Source organism: Streptomyces sp. NBC_01237, from assembly GCF_035917275.1.
Classification (GTDB): Bacteria; Actinomycetota; Actinomycetes; order Streptomycetales; family Streptomycetaceae; genus Streptomyces.
Genome location: NZ_CP108509.1, coordinates 431,130 through 450,398, shown reverse-complemented (window position 1 = coordinate 450,398; position 19,269 = coordinate 431,130). Strand labels below are relative to the sequence as shown.

Annotated in this window: 23 protein-coding genes and 2 pseudogenes; 10 read left to right on the top strand and 15 right to left on the bottom strand. The window is 68.8% G+C overall.

The window, feature by feature from the left end; all coding sequences use genetic code 11:
- Window positions 1–47: 47 nt before the first annotated feature.
- From OG251_RS38470 to OG251_RS38460, 3 genes are all read left to right on the top strand, one after another.
- Window positions 48–545, top strand: coding sequence for an N-acetyltransferase (locus OG251_RS38470; protein WP_326681910.1), 498 nt, complete (start codon window positions 48–50; stop codon window positions 543–545).
- A 272-nt stretch (window positions 546–817) separates the two neighbouring features.
- Entirely contained in the window at window positions 818–1,573 is a 756-nt protein-coding gene (locus OG251_RS38465) for an ATP-grasp domain-containing protein (RefSeq protein ID WP_326681909.1), read from the top strand.
- A 166-nt stretch (window positions 1,574–1,739) separates the two neighbouring features.
- Complete coding sequence (locus tag OG251_RS38460; protein ID WP_326681908.1) at window positions 1,740–2,501, top strand: GNAT family N-acetyltransferase; 762 nt, start codon at window positions 1,740–1,742, stop codon at window positions 2,499–2,501.
- A gap of 56 nt (window positions 2,502–2,557) precedes the next feature.
- Here the strand turns inward: OG251_RS38460 and OG251_RS38455 are convergent, their stop codons facing one another.
- Both OG251_RS38455 and OG251_RS38450 read right to left on the bottom strand, forming a co-directional pair.
- Window positions 2,558–3,082: a hypothetical protein gene (locus OG251_RS38455; protein ID WP_326681907.1), complete on the bottom strand. Its 525-nt coding sequence runs from the start codon at window positions 3,080–3,082 to the stop codon at window positions 2,558–2,560.
- 122 nt (window positions 3,083–3,204) lie between these two features.
- A complete protein-coding gene (locus OG251_RS38450) occupies window positions 3,205–3,801 on the bottom strand; it encodes a TetR/AcrR family transcriptional regulator (protein ID WP_326681906.1) in 597 nt (198 codons plus the stop codon).
- 134 nt (window positions 3,802–3,935) lie between these two features.
- On the opposite strand from OG251_RS38450, the gene OG251_RS38445 reads away from it, so the two are divergent.
- Window positions 3,936–4,841, top strand: a complete 906-nt coding sequence (locus tag OG251_RS38445) for an NmrA/HSCARG family protein (protein ID WP_326681905.1) — start codon at window positions 3,936–3,938, stop codon at window positions 4,839–4,841.
- 199 nt (window positions 4,842–5,040) lie between these two features.
- Here the strand turns inward: OG251_RS38445 and OG251_RS38440 are convergent, their stop codons facing one another.
- Window positions 5,041–5,412: a MerR family transcriptional regulator gene (locus tag OG251_RS38440; protein ID WP_326682767.1), complete on the bottom strand. Its 372-nt coding sequence runs from the start codon at window positions 5,410–5,412 to the stop codon at window positions 5,041–5,043.
- 166 nt (window positions 5,413–5,578) lie between these two features.
- Between OG251_RS38440 and OG251_RS38435 the strand changes: the two genes are divergently transcribed.
- Complete coding sequence (locus tag OG251_RS38435; RefSeq protein ID WP_326681904.1) at window positions 5,579–6,526, top strand: alpha/beta hydrolase family protein; 948 nt, start codon at window positions 5,579–5,581, stop codon at window positions 6,524–6,526.
- A gap of 145 nt (window positions 6,527–6,671) precedes the next feature.
- On the opposite strand, the pseudogene OG251_RS45085 reads toward OG251_RS38435, so the two are convergent.
- From OG251_RS45085 to OG251_RS38405, 6 genes and pseudogenes are all read right to left on the bottom strand, one after another.
- Window positions 6,672–6,936 (bottom strand): annotated as a pseudogene (locus tag OG251_RS45085) (Tn3 family transposase); the annotation flags it as partial.
- A 267-nt stretch (window positions 6,937–7,203) separates the two neighbouring features.
- The gene (locus OG251_RS38425) at window positions 7,204–8,070 is read right to left on the bottom strand and encodes a GNAT family N-acetyltransferase (protein WP_326681902.1); all 867 of its coding nucleotides are present in this window, start codon (window positions 8,068–8,070) and stop codon (window positions 7,204–7,206) included.
- Window positions 8,071–8,408: 338 nt separating this feature from the next.
- Entirely contained in the window at window positions 8,409–9,041 is a 633-nt protein-coding gene (locus tag OG251_RS38420) for an SMI1/KNR4 family protein (protein WP_326681901.1), read from the bottom strand.
- A 68-nt stretch (window positions 9,042–9,109) separates the two neighbouring features.
- Entirely contained in the window at window positions 9,110–9,655 is a 546-nt protein-coding gene (locus OG251_RS38415) for a GNAT family N-acetyltransferase (protein WP_326681900.1), read from the bottom strand.
- A 114-nt stretch (window positions 9,656–9,769) separates the two neighbouring features.
- The gene (locus OG251_RS38410) at window positions 9,770–10,627 is read right to left on the bottom strand and encodes an acyl-CoA thioester hydrolase/BAAT C-terminal domain-containing protein (protein WP_326681899.1); all 858 of its coding nucleotides are present in this window, start codon (window positions 10,625–10,627) and stop codon (window positions 9,770–9,772) included.
- 84 nt (window positions 10,628–10,711) lie between these two features.
- A complete protein-coding gene (locus tag OG251_RS38405; protein WP_326681898.1) occupies window positions 10,712–11,320 on the bottom strand; it encodes an ankyrin repeat domain-containing protein in 609 nt (202 codons plus the stop codon).
- 153 nt (window positions 11,321–11,473) lie between these two features.
- On the opposite strand from OG251_RS38405, the gene OG251_RS38400 reads away from it, so the two are divergent.
- On the top strand, window positions 11,474–11,812 hold the full coding sequence (locus OG251_RS38400) for a DUF4387 family protein (protein WP_326682766.1): 339 nt from the start codon (window positions 11,474–11,476) through the stop codon (window positions 11,810–11,812).
- Window positions 11,813–11,951: 139 nt separating this feature from the next.
- Here the strand turns inward: OG251_RS38400 and OG251_RS38395 are convergent.
- Window positions 11,952–12,218, bottom strand: a pseudogene (locus tag OG251_RS38395) (nucleotidyltransferase domain-containing protein); the annotation flags it as partial.
- An 80-nt stretch (window positions 12,219–12,298) separates the two neighbouring features.
- The gene (locus OG251_RS38390; RefSeq protein WP_326681897.1) at window positions 12,299–13,309 is read right to left on the bottom strand and encodes a GlxA family transcriptional regulator; all 1,011 of its coding nucleotides are present in this window, start codon (window positions 13,307–13,309) and stop codon (window positions 12,299–12,301) included.
- A gap of 100 nt (window positions 13,310–13,409) precedes the next feature.
- Here OG251_RS38390 and OG251_RS38385 point away from each other — a divergent pair, with 100 nt between their 5' ends.
- The 3 genes from OG251_RS38385 to OG251_RS38375 all read left to right on the top strand — a co-directional run bounded on the left by OG251_RS38385 (window position 13,410) and on the right by OG251_RS38375 (window position 15,282).
- Window positions 13,410–14,246, top strand: coding sequence for a dienelactone hydrolase family protein (locus OG251_RS38385; protein ID WP_442818447.1), 837 nt, complete (start codon window positions 13,410–13,412; stop codon window positions 14,244–14,246).
- 282 nt (window positions 14,247–14,528) lie between these two features.
- Entirely contained in the window at window positions 14,529–15,143 is a 615-nt protein-coding gene (locus tag OG251_RS38380) for an N-acetylmuramoyl-L-alanine amidase (protein WP_326681896.1), read from the top strand.
- A 10-nt stretch (window positions 15,144–15,153) separates the two neighbouring features.
- Window positions 15,154–15,282: a hypothetical protein gene (locus tag OG251_RS38375; RefSeq protein WP_326681895.1), complete on the top strand. Its 129-nt coding sequence runs from the start codon at window positions 15,154–15,156 to the stop codon at window positions 15,280–15,282.
- Between the two features lie 160 nt (window positions 15,283–15,442).
- Here the strand turns inward: OG251_RS38375 and OG251_RS38370 are convergent, their stop codons facing one another.
- Both OG251_RS38370 and OG251_RS38365 read right to left on the bottom strand, forming a co-directional pair.
- Window positions 15,443–16,450 (bottom strand): HNH endonuclease, encoded by a 1,008-nt coding sequence (locus OG251_RS38370; protein WP_326681894.1) that lies wholly within the window; start codon window positions 16,448–16,450, stop codon window positions 15,443–15,445.
- A 139-nt stretch (window positions 16,451–16,589) separates the two neighbouring features.
- Window positions 16,590–17,189 (bottom strand): sigma-70 family RNA polymerase sigma factor, encoded by a 600-nt coding sequence (locus tag OG251_RS38365; RefSeq protein WP_326681893.1) that lies wholly within the window; start codon window positions 17,187–17,189, stop codon window positions 16,590–16,592.
- Between the two features lie 77 nt (window positions 17,190–17,266).
- Here OG251_RS38365 and OG251_RS38360 point away from each other — a divergent pair, with 77 nt between their 5' ends.
- Entirely contained in the window at window positions 17,267–18,094 is an 828-nt protein-coding gene (locus tag OG251_RS38360) for an alpha/beta fold hydrolase (RefSeq protein WP_326682764.1), read from the top strand.
- A 227-nt stretch (window positions 18,095–18,321) separates the two neighbouring features.
- Here OG251_RS38360 and OG251_RS38355 read toward each other — a convergent pair whose 3' ends face one another.
- Together OG251_RS38355 and OG251_RS38350 are read right to left on the bottom strand one after the other, a co-directional pair.
- Window positions 18,322–18,741: a nuclear transport factor 2 family protein gene (locus OG251_RS38355; protein ID WP_326681892.1), complete on the bottom strand. Its 420-nt coding sequence runs from the start codon at window positions 18,739–18,741 to the stop codon at window positions 18,322–18,324.
- 256 nt (window positions 18,742–18,997) lie between these two features.
- Complete coding sequence (locus tag OG251_RS38350) at window positions 18,998–19,240, bottom strand: VOC family protein (RefSeq protein WP_326681891.1); 243 nt, start codon at window positions 19,238–19,240, stop codon at window positions 18,998–19,000.
- Window positions 19,241–19,269: the final 29 nt, after the last annotated feature.

The following is a 19,269-nucleotide window of genomic DNA, read 5'->3' as shown; positions in this document are numbered from 1 at the left end:
TCGCTGCCTGGATCACCCCGCGTCGAACGGTTGTAGCCTCGGCCCTTATGAGTTGGCTGCCTGACGGCTTCGTTCACCCCGCCCATGTGCCCGTGCCCAACACCCCGCTACACCTGCGGCCGATACGCGAGGCGGACACCGCGCTCGACTACCCCGCCGTGATGGGCTCCCAAGAGCGCCTGTGGGAGATCTTCGGCCCGGCCTGGGGTTGGCCCAAGCAGACCATGACCTATGAAGAGGACCGCATCGACCTGCTGCGGCACGAGAAGGAGATAGCAGCGCACCAGTCGTTCAACTACGCGCTGCTGGACGAGGAGGAGACGGCGATCCTCGGCTGCGTCTACATCGACCCGCCCGAGCGCACGGGATCCGATGGAGAGGTCTCCTGGTGGGTGGTGGACGGTCTCGTCGGCGGCCAGGCGGAGTACGCGCTCGACGTGCTGGTGCCGCAGTGGATCGCCGCCGACTGGCCCTTCCGGCGGCCGCGCTGTCTGGGGCGCGACATTACTTGGCAGGACTGGCTCGCGCTGCCGCGCGCCCCGTGACCTGTCCGAGGAGGCGCGTGGATCATGTCATGACAGATCGTCCGACCGCGGTGCGCTGAGTGCCGTGTTCCGGGCCCGCGACGGGGGGTCCCCGCTGGGGTGTGCGCGAGCGACGGGCCAGGCGGCCCAACGGTGGTGCTCCCCATGCGGTGGACCGCTCGGCATGGCCGGTGGCATGGTCAGGGATCGTGACGGAACACGGTTTCTTGGCGTTGGCGCCGCAGTGCACCACGACCTGTGAGCTTCTCGCGGCCTCTGCGCGGCGACGGGGGATGCACGTGGAGATCCTCCCGGCCCGCGGTGGTACGGGCGCCATGCGGGAGAGGCCCGGAGGTCACTACTACGGTGGCCCGGCCTACGCGGCGGGTGCCGTCGACGACCTCGCGGTCGCGCTTCTGGAGCCCACGGACAACTGGCTGGCCGCACTGCCCTACGAGTACACCGGACGGCGCATCACTACAGCGACCTTGGCCGAGGCACGCCTCCTGTCCCGGCCGGCCTTCGTCAAGCCGCCCAGCGACAAATGCTTCCCCGCCGCCGTCTACCCCGAGGGCCGCTGCCTCCCGAGCGGACCGGAGTTGAAGCCGGATACGCCCGTACAGATCAGCGACGTGGTGACCTGGACAGCAGAATTCCGTTTGTTCCTCCTTGAGGGCACGGTCCATACAGGTTCGCAGTACGCCACCTTCGGCCGCCTCGACTCTGCGCCGCTCGAAGGCCACCGCTGCCACGATGCCGTACGGGAGTTCGCGGACGGCCTCCTCGCCGGCTGCGGGCATACCCTCCCCAGCGCGGTGGTGGTGGACATCGGGCTTCTGTCCATGCCTGAGCACGGCGCCGCGGACCGCTGGGCGGTGGTCGAGGCGAACATGGCCTGGTTCAGCAACTGCTACGCCGCAGATCCCGATCGAGCTCTGGACGTCGTCCTGCGCTCGGCCGGTCCGCGGTCCCGGCTGGCCGCGCGAGACCGCCGGTTCTGCCGAGACCGAGGACATGCTGACCCGGTCCGCCATCATCCTTGCCCCTGAGGGGCAGCGTTCCCCGCTTGAGGAGAGGACGCGCTCCTTCGAACTCGTGAGCAGGTGGAGCGCTCGCCCGGTGGACAAGAGCGAGATTGTCGCATCGTGCGGTCATGCCGCCCCCACTGGGAGTAATTCGTAGGCGGCATGGTCCACCGCTGCCTACGCTCGTCCCATGCCCATGCCAGAGCTTCAGCGGATCAACTCGTTCGTGTCGTCCTTCGCCCGCCGCCAGGCCGCGCGCACCGTCGACCTCCCCGGCGGGTTCGCCGTATACGACGATGACTTCGCGCATTCCCGCGCGAACAATCAGGTCGTCATCGACTCGGCCGTCGACTCCGAGGCGCTGCCCGCCCTCGCGGACGAGGCCCTGGGGCATCTGCCGTACCGTCTGATCTCCGTCCTCGACGGTGACGCCGGAACGGCGTGCGCGGAGCCGCTGATCCGGGCCGGATACACCCACTCCACCTATCTGGTCATGCTGCACACCGGCCCGGTGCCCGCAGGCGGGCCGGCGGAAGAGGTGGACCTCGACGCGCTGCGTATCCCACTCACCCGGCGCTGGCGGGGGTTTCTCCCGGATGTCGAGGACGAGGTCCTGCGCCACCTCGTCGACCGACGCGAGGCTCGTCGTCGCGGCGCCGACGCTGTTCACTTCATCGGTGCCCGCACGGAGGAGGGAGAGGTCGCCGCATGGGCCGACCTCTACATGGACCCGTCGACCGGCACTGCTCAGATCGAGGACCTGATCACCTCGGAGACCCACCTCGGACGGGGGTACGCCGATGCCGTCCTGACCACCTCCCTGCGGTTGGCCGCCGCCGAGGGCTGCGGTACCCGGTTCCTGACCGCAGACGCGATGGACTGGCCACGGCACTGGTACGAGCGCCGCGGCTTCTCCGCCATCGGCCACTCGCACTGTTTCCAACGCGGCTGATCACCGGACGGTGAGCCGGCGGTGGGCGCCCACCAGCATCGCGATCATGACGCGTCTCAGCCCCTGATCAAGGGATCGTAGGGTTCGCCCTCCGGTGTGAAGATGAGGACGAAGTCCTTCCCGATCCCGGTGGCCACCTCCCGCAATCGGGCCAGAGCCGCCTCTTCGGCGGGAAGGGCGATACCAAGGGCCGCGGCGGCATCGTCCCGCCGGGCAACGAGGTCCGGCATGTCCTCCAGATACTCGGCCGCGAGCGTACGGCTTTCCTCCGCTGTGAACGTCCGGCAGTCGCGCCACCACGGGGCGATCAGCAGGAGCCGCAGGAGTTCAGGCAGGCCCATCGCGATCAGCGCCGCACCACCTTCGGAGTCCGCGTACAGAACGGGACGTTCCTCGCCGCCTTCGCCGCAGAAGAAGAAGGTGCCCCCGGCGCCGTCGCCCGCGAAACCCTCCAGCGCGGCGCCCGAGGCGAGATGAACACCCTCGACATGGTCACTTCGGTCCAGGTCGAAATCGCCCGGCCAAGCGAGGAAGCGGGCCGCCTCGGTCTGCTCGCGGACGGCGGCGATCAAAGATCTCATGCGCGGAACCTTACGGCCCGCCGGGCGACGGGAATCCTGGGGATCGGTCACAGCTCCGCGTACCTGCTGACGGTGTGGTGCGCGAGGGCGCCGGGGCAGCGCATCACTCCCCAACAGTGGGATCACGATCCGTGTTCTGCGCGATGCGGGGGCCGAAGGCCGTCCATCACCACGGCCAGAAGGTGATCGGCCTGCTGTTCGCCGTCGGGTTCGCATTCGGTGACGAAGGCGATGGCGTTGACGAGCTTGAGCACCTGGCCCACGGTGACGTCGGTGCGGACCGTACCCGCCTGCTGCGCCCGGTCGAGCAGGGCGGCCGCAGCGGCGTACATCGTCTCCCGGCACCAGGACACGTCGGAGCCCTCATCCCGCAGGGCAGTCATCAGTGCCGTTGCCAGGCTGCGTGACGTGCTCCCCTCCCCGGCCAGTTCCCGTAGCCAGGTCGCCAGCCCCTCGTCCGGGGACCGCGCGGCAAGCAGTTCTTGCGACCGTGAGTACAGGGCCTCGATCTGGTCGCGGTGGACGGCCTGCAGCAACGCCTCCCGGGTCGGGAAGCGGCGGTAGAGAGTCGCGTTCCCGACGCCGGCGTGACGGGCGATGTCGTCCATCGGAACGTCGGCTCCTCGCGCGGCGAAGACTTCGCGGGCGGCACTGATCAGCCGTTCGTAGTTGCGCCGTGCGTCGGCTCGGAGCGCGGGCTGGGGTGGAGGTGTGGTCATGGCGCCCTCTGCTTGAGAACTGGGGAGTCTCCCCATATATTACCGAGCCATAACTGGGGGGATTCCCCAGTTGATGCGGCTCCCGCTCCCGGGCCCGGGCCCGGCAGCGCCCGGTGCTCGTTCCGGAGGTAGAAATGACAACCGATCACACCGTGCTGGTGACCGGGGCCACTGGCCTCCAAGGCGGAGCCACCGCCAGGGGGTTGCTGGCCGCCGGCTGGCAGGTGCGAGCCCTCGTCCGCGACCCGGTCGGCCCCCGGGCCCAAGCGTTGGTACGGGCCGGCGCCGAGGTCGTACCGGGCGACATGGGCGACCGTGCTTCCCTGGATAGGGCGATGCGGGGCGTGCACGGGGTCTTCAGTGTGCAACCCACCGTCGGCTCTCCCGGCGCACCGCCCGGATTCGCCGTCGAAGACGAGATCCGGTTGGGCATGAATGTGATCGAAGCAGTGAACGACGCCGATGTCCGGCACCTCGTCCACGCCTCGGTCGCCGGCGCCGAGCGCTCATCCGGTATCCGCCGCTGGGAAAGCAAATGGCGGATCGAGGGGCGCATCGGCGCCCTGGGCCTGCCCGCCACCATCCTGCGTCCCGTCCGGTTCATGGAGAACCACTCCGACCCGACCATGGGGGTGCGCAACGGCGTACTGACCGATGTGGTCAAGCCGGAGATGCCCGTCCAACTCATAGCCGCCACCGATATAGGTGCCTTCGCGACCCTGGCATTCACCAACCCCGGCCGGTACATCGGCCAGGCGCTTGAGATCGCCGGTGACGAACTGACACTCCCGCAGGTCGTCGACGCGATCAGCCGTACCACCGGAGTCTCCATCACCTATCGGGCGATCCCGCGAGAGGCGCTCACGGGGCTGGATCCGGACGCCCGGGCAGGTTACGACTTCGCCAATCACCGAGGCGGCTGGCAGGCCGACATCTCCGAGCTGCGCAGTCTGCACCCGGCTCTGATGGACTTCGAGACCTGGCTGCGCAAGGAAGGTGCGACGCAGTTCGACGCGCTGTTCCGCGACCGACCTGCTTGAGCGAGCGGCACCGTGCGTCGCCACGCGACAGGACAAGGCCGCCGTCCGTCACGAAGCGAAGATGCTGGTTGCAGCGATCAAATGCATGGATATGACGCCGTCTCGCGTGTCATTGCCTACGTGTTCCCGCTGTCCGGATCGCCGTAGAAGGAGAACAGCTGCAACTCGTCGTGCTGATCACGGTCCACGTACATGCTGACTACTGGCGCCGGCAGTGTTCGCCTGTTCGCCAGTTCGCGGTGGCGGCGGCGATCACGGTGCCCAACTTGTCCCGGGCGCCCACCAGATCGTCGATCCGGCCGTCGATGCGATCCCGTTCCGCCGAAAGCCGGTCGATCAGCTCTGGCGTGGCCTCACCGTTCACGACACACGGCAGCAGTTCCGCGATCGACTTGCTCGGCAGCCCGGCGGCGTACAACTGCTGGATCAGCTGGACACGGTCGACCGCGCTGTCCGCGTACTGCCGCTGGCCGGTGCGGCTGCGTTCCGAGGCGAGCAGGTTCTGTTCCTCGTAGTAGCGCAGCGACCGAACGCTGACGCCTGTTCTGGTGGCGAGCTCGCCGATACGCATCATGTCTCTCCGATGTGAGGCGGACAACACTTCTTGCCTCTGACGTCAATGTCAGGTTCTAGCGTATCCCGCAACGGCTCACCCCCGCCGCCAAGGCGAAGGGGGGAGACCGTGACCAGCTCTGTTCGACAGCTTCTCCATCGGAAATGCGAAGGAAGATCTGCCCATGACCGCATCAGACGCGGCGGCCACGGACGTGGCCATCACCGCCCCCGCCCCCATCGTCTCGGTGAAGCCGGTGGTGCTGGAAGCACCGGGCCGCAGGGAGGGCCTGCGGGTGAGAGTTTCCGCGCCGACGATCGGGAGCGAACTGCCGATCATCGTTTTCTCGCACGGTTTCGGGTCGTCGTTGAACGGCTACGGTCCTCTGGCCGACTTCTGGGCTGCTCACGGTTTCGTGGTGATCCAGCCCACCCATCTCGACTCCAGGACCGTGGGTCTTCCCCAGGACGATCTCCGCGCACCGCGGCTCTGGCGCTTCCGCGTCCAGGACGTGAAGCGCGTCCTTGACCAGCTTGATCGGGTGGAGGCCGCTGTTCCCGGTCTCAGCGGGCGCCTGGATCGAAGCCGCATTGCCGCGGCCGGGCATTCCTTCGGCGGCCAGACGGCGGGCACTCTGCTGGGCCTGCGCGTCCTCGATCCGGTGAGCAGGAATGCAGAAGACCTGTCCGACTCGCGGATCAAGGCGGGCGTGCTGCTTGCCACGGCCGGCCGGGGCGGAGCCGCCCTGACACCCTTCGCGGCCGAGAATCTTCCGTGGTTGAAGGGACCGGACTTCGCGCACATGACCACGCCGACCCTCGTGATCGCAGGCGACAAGGACGAGCTACCGCTCTCCGTCAGAGGGCCGGAGTGGCTCACCGACCCGTACCACCTGAGCCCGGGGCGCAAGAGCCTGCTCACCCTGTTCGGGGCGGAGCACTCCCTCGGCGGAATCACCGGCTACGAAGTCCGGGAGACGACGGACGAGAACCCCGAACGCGTGGCCCTGATCCAACGGGTCACCTGGGCCTACCTCCGCCACGCGCTCGGCATCGAGGACATCAGCTGGAGGGCAGCGCAGAAGGCTTTGTCGGAGAGCGTCGCCCCCATGGGGCGGATCGAATCCAAGTGAAGCTCTGAGAAGAGAACCACCTCCGGGGCGGCCGTAGCCCTGGCACGGCATCAGCCGTCCGAGGCCGGCGTCTCGCACACGGGTGAACGAGTTCGGTGATACTTCGTGGGGACCGGTCTGGCCGACCCGGCCTACGCATGTTGAACATCTCGTCGTACTGCCGGGCGATGAGTTCCCGGCGGATCAGGCGGGTCAGGCGGGTCAGCGCCGGGGTGAGCTGCGGGTAGGCGTCCGGTTCGCCGGCCACCGGCCGGTACAGCCGCACCTTGCTGATCCGCTTGATCCTGGGCAACAGGTCGAGGTTCAGCAGCCTCGTGATGCCGAACCCGATTTCCGACTGGCCGTGACGACTGCCCGTGCGAGTCAGTGCAGTTGGCCTCGACGTCCATGGTGGTGCCGTGCCGCATGGACACTCGGTGAACAGGTTCTGGTCGCAGGCACGGACCTGGGTGGGGCCAGGGCTCGACCGCGGTGGAGCCCTGGCCCCACAACTCGGTGCCGCGGAGGGCGAAGCCGGACTCGCTCACACGGGCGACACCCTCGGAAGATCACCGCCGTTTGCGGCTGGTGACACGGTTCCTACCGGTACCCCGACAAGCGCGGATATGCCTTCCTCGGTCCCGTCACCGCTGCCGCACTCCTCATCCGGCCCCGCTTGTGGCCGATGAGACACGGCATCAGGCGTCCCGGTGTCGGTCACGGACTTCGGGTCGTTGCCGGAACCCGGCTGACCTGTAGGTGGCGATGGCGCCGGCATTGGCGCTCGGGGTGCAGACGAGCGCGCTCGACGAGCCCAGCTCCTGGAGTGCGGCCGCCGCGGCGACGGAGATCGCCTCGCCGTAGCCCTGACGGCGATGTTGCCGGTGCACACCCATCGGTTCGAGCAGTCCGGGCCTGCCGGGACCGGCCGACCACACCGTCACCGCCGCCACCGCGTTGCCCCGGTCGTCGTACGCGACCAGACACCGGGCGTCGGCATACGGAGAGCCGGCCGCCATCGCGCGCCAGCGCTCGTCCGTGAACCTCGACCCGTCGAACGCTGCCCGATGTACGGCGGCATACACGTGCGCCCGCTCCGGTCCGACCACCTCGATCCGCATGCCTGGGGCGTTCACCGGCTCCGTGAGGTCGCGGCGCAGCGGCGTCCACGGCTCCTCGGAGTTCCAGCCGTCCTCGCACAGCAGATCCTGGACCAGTGCACCCACCGGTGCCTCGATGTCCGCCTTGCCCTCAGGCAGCACGCCGCGCTCCGGCTCGGTCACGTCTTCGATCAACTGCCGCGCCAGCTGCTCCTCCTGCTGAGCATCCGGCGTGATGGTCAGCCGCAACAGCGCGGGACCGTCCAGCAACCCGATGGCGAGAATCCGTCCGTTCCGGCTCCACGTCCTGATCGCCGCGGCGGTCGCTTCGGCACCCGACCGCCAGAACCAGCCGAGGTCCCCCGGATGCAGTTGCATCGGCGCCCCGTCGTCCTGCCATTCCCGCAGCACGCCCACAACTTCGTTCAGTCCGTCGAGCCCCGGCTTGCCCAGCACAATCGCCATACCTCTGATCACACACCACCGCATCGACAGTCCGCACCTGGGTTCCGACCGGTCGGCCGGGCGGTGTACGGGTGTGGGGACTGAGGGAAGTCAGCCGAGGTTCGAAGGGAGAGGGCGTAGTCGTGTCCGCGAATGCCACGCCACATCAGGAGAGCCGACGAGTGTCCTTTCCGCTTGACGGAACCGGGCTGCTGCCGGGACTGCCGGGCCGGGAGCCCCGCACAACTGGCCGGCCGTCAGTGGTCCACCGTCTCGGTCCACTGGCCCGGCAGTGCCGCCCGGAAGCCGTCCAACGCCTCCCGCGTCAGGGCGCGGACGTACAGCCACCCCCACTCCGACTACCGGTCCGAGCGATCCTCACGCACCAGGACATCGGCGCCCGCGTACCAGCGGTTCGCGTTCTCCTGGCCGCCCGGGACGATCAGCGGCGGTATGGGGGTGAGGGACTGCTCCAGGTACGTCGCGTCGGGCGCCAGGCGCTCCCGGTGCCAGCCGCCCCAGTCGCCGCACAGTGAGTTCTCCGACATCACCGTCTCCACGCACACGGCGGAGAAGCGGTCGGCGAACGGTTCCCAGTCGTCGTACGCCTCCGAACTCCCGTCGATCAGTACGGGCGGGTCGGTCTCCGCGATCCGGTCGATGGGAACGGCGATCTGGTACAGCCAGAACTTCTCCGCCTGCCGGATCAGGGCCGAGCCGTCCGCCTCCAGCTCCTCGGGCGGCAACAGCAGCCTCAGCCCGTGCAACAGATCGTGACGGCGTCCGAACCTTCCGTACAACTCCCGCATCGCCGACGGCAGTCGCAGTCCGAGCCGCAGCTCGGCAGCGGCGAGCTCCGCCTCGGGGAAGCCGTCATCCGCCCCGACCGGCGCGCCGAGATGCGCGGCGAACCGCTCGATGAACCGCCAGGCCGCTGAGGGACCTGCGAGGGCCGCGGGAAGCTCGACGCGAAGATCGAAAATCTCAGGCATCCGCACACCTTAGGTGGTGACGTCAGATGTTCCTGAGCGGTGCATCACGGTGGGTGAGGCCGGCGCGGCTATGTCTTCACCGGTCCGGGTTCAGTACGCCAGTCCCCTTCGAGGACGCTGAACATCAGGGAGTCCCGCCAGCCGTCCCGGATCCACGCCGTGTGTCGGTGATACCCCTCGTACGTCATGCCGAGCTTGGTCAGTACTTTGGATGAGCCGAGATTTCGAGGGTCGCAGGTCGCATAGATCCGGTGAAGCCCCAGATGGTCGAAGCCGCGTGCGAGTAGCCGACGCCCGATCTCTGTGCCAATGCCTTTCCCCCACAGGCGCGGATGCACGATGTACGAGATCTCACCCTGGCGCTGCGTGTGACTGCGGACGTGCAGCTCGCCCACACCGACAACAGTGTCCCCGAGGCGCGCTACGTGGGCGAACCTCTGCTGGGGTGCGCTCGACCAAGCCTCGACCGCGGTTCTCACGAAGTCGCGCGTCTGGTCCTCAGTGTTCGGTCCCCAGGGCTGAAAACGACAGGCCTCGGGGAGACAGGCCCATGCGTGAATGGCCGGCCAGTCGCCGAACGCCATCCTGTCCAAAGTCACCGGGTCCTGATTCATGGAACGATCTTGTCAGCCGGAGCCGGGCACGGCTACAGAAGCACGCATGCACGCGTTGCGGGCCGTCGAGACCGGTCGGGCCGGTGCCGACATCGGCAAGGAAACTCGCTGCTGTCAGCCTCTGGTGCCGAGCGCGTCGAGGATGTGCGGCCACGCAGCCGCGCCCAGCAGTGCGTCAGCTTCGGGGGTGCCTCCGTACTGGAAGTGCGGGGAGGCCGACGCCGGGCGCTCACCCGGAAGACGTGGTCGGTGGCCGGCATCGTGACGGACAATCAGCCGTACCGGGGCCCCGGCTGCGCGCCTGCGGTGGGCCAGTTGTTCGGCGAAGGGCAGCGGCGGCCACATCGCGTCGTCCCCACCCGCGACAAGCAGCAGATCAGCCCGCGCCTTGTCCACAGGTATCTCCGCCGCGGGAACCAGCTGGGTGAAGGTCCTCCCGCTGACTTCGTACCATTCACGGATCGCGACGGGACCACTGGCCGGTCGCGTGGCCGTCCAGGAATCGTCCAGCGGTACGAAGGGAAGCGGCTGCCCCCGCCACGTCCAGGACGATCGATACGGCTGCTGCTCGCCGTCGCGGCCCGGTCCCACGTTGCACCACACCCGCGAGGTGGGCGACAGTGCGATGACCACGTCCACGCGCGGGTCGTGCACCGCCGTGAGCAGTGCCGCTTCAGCACCCTTGGAGGTGCCCAGGACTCCGATGCGTCGTGCCCCGGTCGAGCGGAGAAGACCGACAGCCCCGACGAAGGTCTCCAGGGGGATCTCGCAGATTCCCGGGGACTGGCCCGGCCCGCCGAACCAGCGGATCGCCAAAGCCGTCATGCCCCGGGAGGCGAGGATGCGCCCTCTCTCACGTTCGATGCGCCCGCTCGAACCCGACAGGACCAGAACACCGATTGCGGCGCCTGCGGCGGGAGTAATCAGCACACCTTCCCAGGGGTTGGTCAGCTCGTGTTCTGTCAGTTCCACAGCTCTCCCCGGCGGTCCGCCTATCAGCTGCTCAGTGTGCCAGGGCAGCTCCTGCGGCCTTGAGGTGCGACGGCCGATGGTTGTTCAGTCGGTCGCGGCACTCGCGACTCGGAGGGCGTCGATCATGAGTGCGTTCCTCTGCCGGGATTCCGGATGCCGCTCCGCGTACTCGTGTGCGGCGGCGAGTACATTCGTCGTGGGGGTCGCGCCACGTCCGAGGAGCTGACGCACCATCTGCACCTGTCCGAACCGGGCCGCCCACTCAAGAGATGTCCTGCTCTTCATCTCGGCGTCGATGTCCGCCCCACGGTCCAGGAGCAGCGTCACGGTCTGCGGATGCCCACGGTCCCCGCTCGTCGCTGCCAGTACGAGCGGTACCCAGCGCATCCTGCCCTGGGCCCGGAGGTGGACACCGGCATCGATCAGGGCCCCGACGACCGCCGTGCGCCCATGCGCCGCCGCCAGGCACAGCGGTGTCGACTCGCGGTGCTCACCCGCCCGCTGTTCCGGATCGGCACCCGCCGTGATGAGCAGACGGACCACCTCGGGGTGTCCGCGAGATGCCGCCAGGTCCAGCGCCGTACGCCCCACGCTGTTCCGCGTGTCCACCCCGGCACCCTCCGCCAGCAGCCGAGCCACCAGGAACGCATCGCCGGCTTCCGCTGCTTCCACCAAGTGGTCCGCTATGCCCATGCGTTGATCATTCCGAAAGTTCCGGGGGCGGGGAAGACACGGAAGCCGTGGAGATGCCGCGCGGGCACGACCGTTCCGGAGTGTGGCGGAGGACCGTGAGCCGCACGAGGCCGTGACGCGGGTCGGCCTGCTGCTACCGGCCCCAGACGCCTCCTGAACCGTTGCCGAAGCACCTTCCGCGGTGCCGGGGATCCGCAGCGTTCCGAGCAGGGTGAGGACGGCCGGCGGCTGCGATCCCGGCCCCAGGACCGTTCCGGCGAGGGGGACACCTATCAGGCGCTTGTCGACACCGGCTTTCTCACCCCCACTCTGTTCGCCGGGCTCTTCGGCACCGCCGAGGACGAGATCCTTGTCGTCAACCACCCCCTTGCCCTCGCCGTCAAGGTCTCGCTGCCCCGCCCCACCACCCAGGGTGACCTCCGCGACAGCGACTGCTACGCCGGACAGCAATACGCCCCGCTGATGGCGATGAACCTGCCCGGACCATGCTGACGAGCCCGATCGCGGCCGCCCGACCGCTTTCAGGGGCGCGGTGCCTTCCCGCCGTGCACGACGGTGTATTCGGCGGCGAGCCAGGGGCCCAGGTCGTTGATGAGCGTGCCGAGTACGTCCGGGTCGGCCGAGGGGGTACGGCCTCGATCGCCGCGGCGTCGGCACGGTCGTTCTCCGTGGGCTCGTGGCGGAGGGCGAGCTGGAGGTCGAGGTCGGAGACTCCGGGAGTGGCGGTGCCGCGCGGGATGCTGCCGTAGATGTAGGCACTGTGCAGCCGCGCACTGTCGAACGTCTCGGCGATACGACTGCGGGCGGCCTCGACAACGGGGACGAACGCCGCGGGCACTCGGTCCAGTGCGCCTTCGCGTGCGATCGTTCCCTCGTGGTCCAGCCCTCGTTCGCCCATGAGGTCACTCTGCCTTGCCCTGCTGCGCGCAGCCGAGCGGATATCGAGGGGGAGGGGCCTGGTGCCGTCGCGGACAGCTCTCACGTCTCCGTGCGGCGAGTCGCCCCATGGGGCTCGCGGCGACGACGGAACATCGCGCGGTACTCCCTCGGCCGTTGGCCCGTGTGTCTGGCGAAGATGCCGCTGAACGCGCCGGGGTCGCCGTACCCGACAGCGGCGGCGATGCTCGCGACGGTCCTGTCGGTCGTCTCCAGCCAGTGCCTGGCTCGACGCACCCGGGCCGTCTGCAGGTACGTGAGCGGCGTCTCGCCCGCTTCGTCGCGGAAGCGACGGAGCATGGTTCGCGTGCTCACGTGGAATTCCTGGGCGAGGGCGGGCAGGTCGTAGCGGGCACCCAGGTTCTGGTCGAGCCACCGCTTGACGCTGAGGGAGAACTCCCTTCCCACAGTGGGTATGAGCTCCGAGTCGACATAGGGAGCCTGCGTGGAGCGCGCATCGTCGACAAGCGCGATGCGCGCGGTGCTGCGGGCAACGCGGGGGCCGTCGTGCTCACGGATGAACCGCAGCGCGAAGTCGTACATGGCACTGAAGGCCGCCGTCGTCGTCACCCCGCCGTCGGTCACGACCAGGCTCTCCGGACGGAGGCGCACATCGGGGTACCGGCGGGCGAACCGATCCGCGAACAACCAGGACGTGGTCGCCTCGCGTCCGCCGAGCAGCCCGGCTTCAGCGACCAGGAAGGCACCCACACAGAGCGATACGACGACGGTTCCCGAAGCCGCCTGCGACCGGATCGATGACAATTCCGGTCCCAGGCCCGCGAGTGTCGCGTCCAGATCGAGCGTGGGCGAAAGCTCGAAGCCCGGCACGATCAGGACGTCCACCGGGCGAACTGCCGAGACATCGATGAGCGAGCCGCCGGACGCGCTCACTCGCCGCCGGGGCGAGACGACCGAGACCTCGTAGGCCGGCTCGGCCGCCCCTTGCGCCGCGGCGACGTGCGTGGCCATCGCCAGGAGGTCGGGGACTCCGAATACCTCCGACGCGAAGCAGCCGGGATAGGCCAGCACACCGACTCGCAGCGGACTCATACGCCCCCTCCGACGCCCTTGAACGGATGGCGATATTACCGGGATACATGGCGATGCCGCCGCTTCTCAAGGAGTGCTGCCACTCATCATGATCTCGGTCATGACCATCATGCGAGGACAGAACGACCCCTTGGACGACTTCTCGCGGAGAACCATCGGCGTCGATGACGTCGACAGGACCGTGTACGTCGCCGGGTCAGGACCGGCAGTCGTCCTCCTGCCCGAGATGCCGGGGATCAGCCCCGACGTCGCGCGGCTCGCCCGGTGGGTGCGCGATGCCGGCTTCTCCGTGTACCTGCCGTCCCTCTTCGGCGTCGACGGGGCCTATCCGCTGGCCGGGGCACACGAGACGGTGGTCCGACGCGCGTGTGTCAGTGCCGAGTTCCGGGCGTTCGCCGGTGGAGGCACCAGCCCCGTCGTCACCTGGCTGCGCGGCCTCGCCCGCCTGGCACACGCCGAGCGCGGCGGGCCCGGTGTCGGTGCCGTCGGCCTGTGTTTCACCGGCAACTTCGCCTTGACCATGGCGCTCGAACTCGCGGTCATCGCACCAGTGGTCAACCATCCGTCGCTTCCGCTCGACGACGCAGGCGGTCTGGAGATCAGCGACGAAGACGCCGTCGCCGTGGCGGAGCGCGTGGAGCGAGACGGATTGAAGGTCCTCGCCTACCGCTTCGACAACGACAAATGGTGCACCGGCCAGCGGTTCGCTGCCTACCGAGCGCTCCTCGGGGACGCGTTCGACGGCCGCGTACTCAAGGCCGAGACGGCGAACACGGACCCGCCGCCGTTCTTCCGCGACGTCGTCGGCTGCGCCCACAGCGTCGTCACGGCACACCTCGTCGACGAGGAAGGCCACCCCACCGTGCAAGCCCGGGACGAGATCATCGCCTTCCTGGCCGAGCGCCTCAGGGGTCCCGTAGGGCCGGGGCCGGAATGAATCCTCGGCCGGACATCTCGTCCTCGGGGGACTGCCGGCTCGGGACGGGCAGGACCGCGTAGACCTCCGCCGAGCGCCCGGTTCGGCCGTGCTGTTGCCGTTTCATCACATGGCCATGGAGTGGTGATCGCATTCACGGGTCATGTTGGACGGCATGTCCACCCCATGCAACAGCCGAACTGTGCCCGGCGCGCCGACGTGGGGGTACCGGTGACGCGGAGGCACCGACGACCCACCCGGCGCGGCGTGTTCATCCTCGGGGGAGGGGTTCTCCTCGCTCCGGTGTCTGCGATCGTCCTCCGCCGGCAGGGGCAGTCCGCCAGGCAGGCCCCGCAGACTCCGGAGGAACGCGCCGTCCAGCAGCCCCGCGCCGCGGCGGCGCCCCCCGCTCCCACGCCGCCCGGATGGATGCCCGGCGTAGCCCGGAAGCCGATCGGCGCGAACTTCAGCCGGGGCGGGCGGGAGGGGCAACGGGGTCTGATACTGCACGTACAGGAGGGCGAGGGTTCGCTGTTCGATCGGTTCTCCGACCCCGCGACGAAGAGTTCAGCCCACTTCTGGGTGTCCCGGGCGGGCGAGATCGAGCAGTACGTATCGGTCCACCACCGCTCCTGGACACAGCGCGCGGGCAATGTCGAATGGGTGTCGATCGAGACTTCGGGCTTTGCCGGCAAACCGCTCACCACGGCGCAGGTCGATTCCGTGGCCCGCGTCTACGTCTGGGGTGCCCGTGAGCACGGCTGGCCCCTTGAGGTGACGGACTCCCCGAAGGGGCGGGGCCTGGGCACCCACGCCATGGGCGGAAGCGCCTGGGGTGGGCACGCCTGCCCCGGCGCGATACGGGCGCGGCAGCGCGAGGTCATCATGCGGCGGGTGCGGCAGTCTCAGCAGACCTGATGATCGCCATGTGCCGCGCCCGTCTGCGGCGGCGTTCGGCCGGTTGTACGTCGTCAGGGTGCTGGAAGCCCGGACCAGCCGGCGGGACCTCGACCCCGAGGGCGGCCCGGCGCGGGCGCGCACGACGCCTCCTGGATGACCCGGTAGGCGGCCAGGTCGACGGGCACGGCGGGATCGGCCTTCATGGACGGGGCCGTTCGGCTCGCGGAGCGGTATCGCCGGGACGACCGCGCCGCGCAGCAGCTGCCGCACGCGGTCGAAGTACCGCGTTCTCCGTCCGTTCCCTTCGTGGTGTGGCGCTACGCGCGCAGGCCGGCCGGCAGTCCGGCGCCGGCGTTGTCGAGGGTGACCGGCCGGAAGAAGCCACCGGAGACCGCCGACCGGGAGATCTCCTCCAGTTGGGCGGGAACCTCGATCAGCTCGTCCTCCAGCAGCGTGAAGATGTCGTCGGCCAGGTACTCCAACCGCGACACGCCCCTCTCCGGGGTGTCGCCCTGCTGCGTCCTGCGGTCGTCGTTGTCCCAGTACAGGATCGAACCGGGTTCGGTGCCGCGGGACTTCAGCACCAGCGCGCCGCCCTGGACCCACGCGATCGGCAGGTAATCGGCCGTCAGACGGTCGGCCATCATCACCGCGTTGTCGAGCAGGTCGTAAGGGTCCGGTTCTCCGTAGAGGTTGAAGAACTGCTGGTCGAGGACGAACCCGCGATCGGGATGCACGATCGCGTGCTCCGGTGGACCGCCGCCGTTCTCGATCATGAAGGTGCGGTAGCTCTCCGGGAGCCGGTGCTCCAGGTATTTGCTCTCCAGATGACTCAGGTCGCCGTCGCTCAAGCCGTTCCCGGTACGCATCACGGCTGGAACGCGTGGCTGCTCCACCGGGCTCCACAGACCCGTCCTGGCACGGTTGGCACGCATGGTGGACACACCGCCGTGGTGGACCATGTTGTTCTTGACGTCGACCGGGAGCAGCAGGAACCGGCGCTCCAGCGGATCGTGATGCCAGGTCCAGCCGCGCGGTGTGGCCGTGTCCGGGGCATGCGCGTAGAGCGGGTCGCCGGTGCCGGCCGCGGCGATGTTCGACGCGAGCACATCGGTGACCCTGGCCTCGTCGATGCCCAGGCCGGGCGGCACCGGACCGCTCTCGATCACGATCCGGGCGTACGGGAGGAAGTCCGGGAAGCCCAGGAGCCCGACGTACAAGCCGTCCGGGTACTCGCGGCTGCGTGGGGTGAGCGCGAAATCAACGACTCCACCGGCGAATTCGGAGGTCGGCGATCCGACGGCCTCGGTACCGGATTCGATCATCTGTCGTTCGTCTCCTCGGCGCTGACGGGAAGGTCCACAACTCAACTGTCCCACGCAGTGGTTCGGGGCGGACCACTGCGATGACGCCGGACGTGAAACCTGTCTCTTCGGCATTGGTCGCTCGTGAGACCGCAGGGACTCAGGGGGCGTTCCTGAGCTGTTCGCGCTGGATCTGGCAGGCGAGGGCGCGACGCACAGAGGCTGATGCGGTGGCGGTGACCTTCGCGGGGATGTCGAGGCCGCGGCTGATCTCGTCGTACGCCTTTCGGCAGCTGCCGGACATCTCTGCCCGGTGAAGCATCAGGTCCTCTTCGACGAGGCGGCGCAGCTCGTCGACGTTCCGGGGTGTGAAGCGCTTCTTCCCTCTGGCGAGGGCGTTGACGTAGTGGGCGCTGCGGGCGGAGCCGAGGGTCTCGGAGATTTCTTCGGCCAGGCCCCACAGACGTCCTTCGAGCCACGGCACGTCGCGCTGATCGAGGGAGAGCCGTGGCGGAGGCAGCGGGTCGCCCGCCCGGTATTTCGTCACCTGCTTCGATACGGCGGGCTGACTCATGCCGGTGAGCCGGGCGATCCTGTTCTGGGTCCAGCCGAATCCGGCAAAGATTTTGATCATTTCGGCACGCAGTTCCCGCATCTCCTCACCTGCGCGGATGACCTCGTTCATGTCGGCGAGCATCCGCTCGGCCTGTGTCTCGGTCAGCGCCTCGGGGGTCTGATGCGTGTTCTCTTCGGCTGCCATGCCCCGGTTATACACGTCGAGCGTCCACTGCCATAACCTGGTTGTATAACGTGGTTATGGCTGTCAGGATCCTCAGCATGCCCACCTTCTCCGCATATGACGGAACCCAGCTCTCCTACCGCGTACACGGAGAAGGCGACCCGGTCGTCTGTATCCCGGGCGGTCCCGCCGACTCTCTCTACCTCGGCGACCTCGGCGGTCTGTCCATGCATCGTCAGCTCGTTGTCCTGGACCTGCGTGGTACCGGTCAGTCAGCGATTCCCCAGGACCCCGCCTCCTACCGTTGCGACCGCCTTGTCGACGACGTCCAGGCGCTGCGCGAACACCTCGGTCTCGCCAGGATGGATCTGCTCGGCCACTCCGCCGGCGCGAACATCGCGACGCAGTTCGTGGCCCGCTACCCGGAGAACGTCAGCAAGCTCGCCCTGATCGGCCCTGGAACCCGAGCTGTCGGTGTAGCGATCACCGGGGAGACGCGCCGCGAGCTCGCGGCGCGGCGGAAGAACGAGCCGTGGTTCCCGGAGGCGTTCGCCGCGTTGGAAGCGATCACCCAAGGTACCGGCAGCAACTGGGAGGCCATTGCTCCCTTCTTCTGCGGCCGGTGGGATGCCGCGGCGCAGAAGCACTGCGCGGCCGGCCGGCCGCGCAACAGCGAGGCGGTCGCCGGCTTCGCTGCCGAAGGCGCCTTCAGCCCGGAGGCCACTCGTACGATGCTCACCGCCTGCGAGGCTTCCGTCCTGCTGCTCGGCGGAGAGTTCGACCTGAACAGCCCTCCTCGGACCGTGGCCGAGTTCGCGGCACTGTTCCCCGATGCCACGCTGGTGGTGCAGTCAGGGGCGGGTCACTACCCCTGGCTCGACGACGCGGACCAGTTCGTGGCGACCACCGCGGCGTTCCTGGGATGAGGACCTGGCCCGCCACCGGTTGGAGGAGGGGCACCCCCTCTGGGCTCGGCCAGGGCTTCGGACAGCGTGGCCCGCCTTGCCGCGGCGACTCGTCGGGCGGGCCCGCAGGTCGATGGGCATGGGTCCGTCGGCCCGAATCCGTTTCCTCCTCGCCGGAGGCGTGCAGACCTCGGGCGTATTGCCTCGTCAGGAACGATGTACGCAGCCTCGCGCGGTGGGCCACGTCGTCAGGGAGCACACGCTTCCGCGATCGACAGGCTGTTCTCGTACAGATGGTGCCGGGTGATCCGACCGCCCTCGACGGTGAGACGCAGCGCGAAGGGGCCCGCGAAGGACTTGCCCGTCGCGCGGACGGTCCCCGAGAGGTGCCCCATCAGGACGGCCTCGGTGCCGTCGACAAGGAACGTGCTGACAGACGCGCGGGCGTCCTCGGCCACGGTGTACTCGGCCAACTCCACGGACTGAGCGGCACATTCGGCAGCCGTGGAGCGCGGTCGGATCCAGGGGACCGCGGGGTTCTCGGCGAGCAGCCAGTCGACGTCGTCGGCGAAGAGCGCGGTGAGCCCCTCGGTGTCCCCGGCCAGGCGGAGGGAGAGGAACTCCTGAACGGTGGCGCGGGTGGCGTCTGCGGTGATGGTGTGCGTCATGGCGGCAAGCCTGGCAGGGCCCTGCTGAGGCGTCGATTACGTCGGGGGTAATGCGAGCAGGGGCGGCGGTCCATCACAGCTCGCCCGGCACCCTCTGAGCTTGCTCCCCCCTGAACCGCGGCAGAGCGATGGTCGTGTACGTCGGTGAGCCGAGCGAGTACGCATCTCCCCGCAGTGAGGGGGGCGTTGCCTCCGGGACGGGCGTGCCACGGGGCGGTCACCACACAGAACTCACGGCCGTCGGGATCGGCCATCGTCACCTGGCCGCCCGGCCGAGGCCGACGCGAGTCGCCCCGAGGGAGACGAGACGGTCGATCTCCGCTCGTTGATCGCCATGGACAGAGGGGGCGAGATCGAAATGCAGCCGGCCCTTGTCTGCCCCCGGCATCAGTGGCGGGCCGCCCCAGGTGAACTTCGGAGGAAGCTGTTGCCCGGCTCGATGACGCGGCAGGAGGGTGATGCCGTCGTGGGGATCGTCGGCCGGCTCCCAGCCCAGCACGCCGGCCCAGAAGTGCGAGAGGCGGAGCG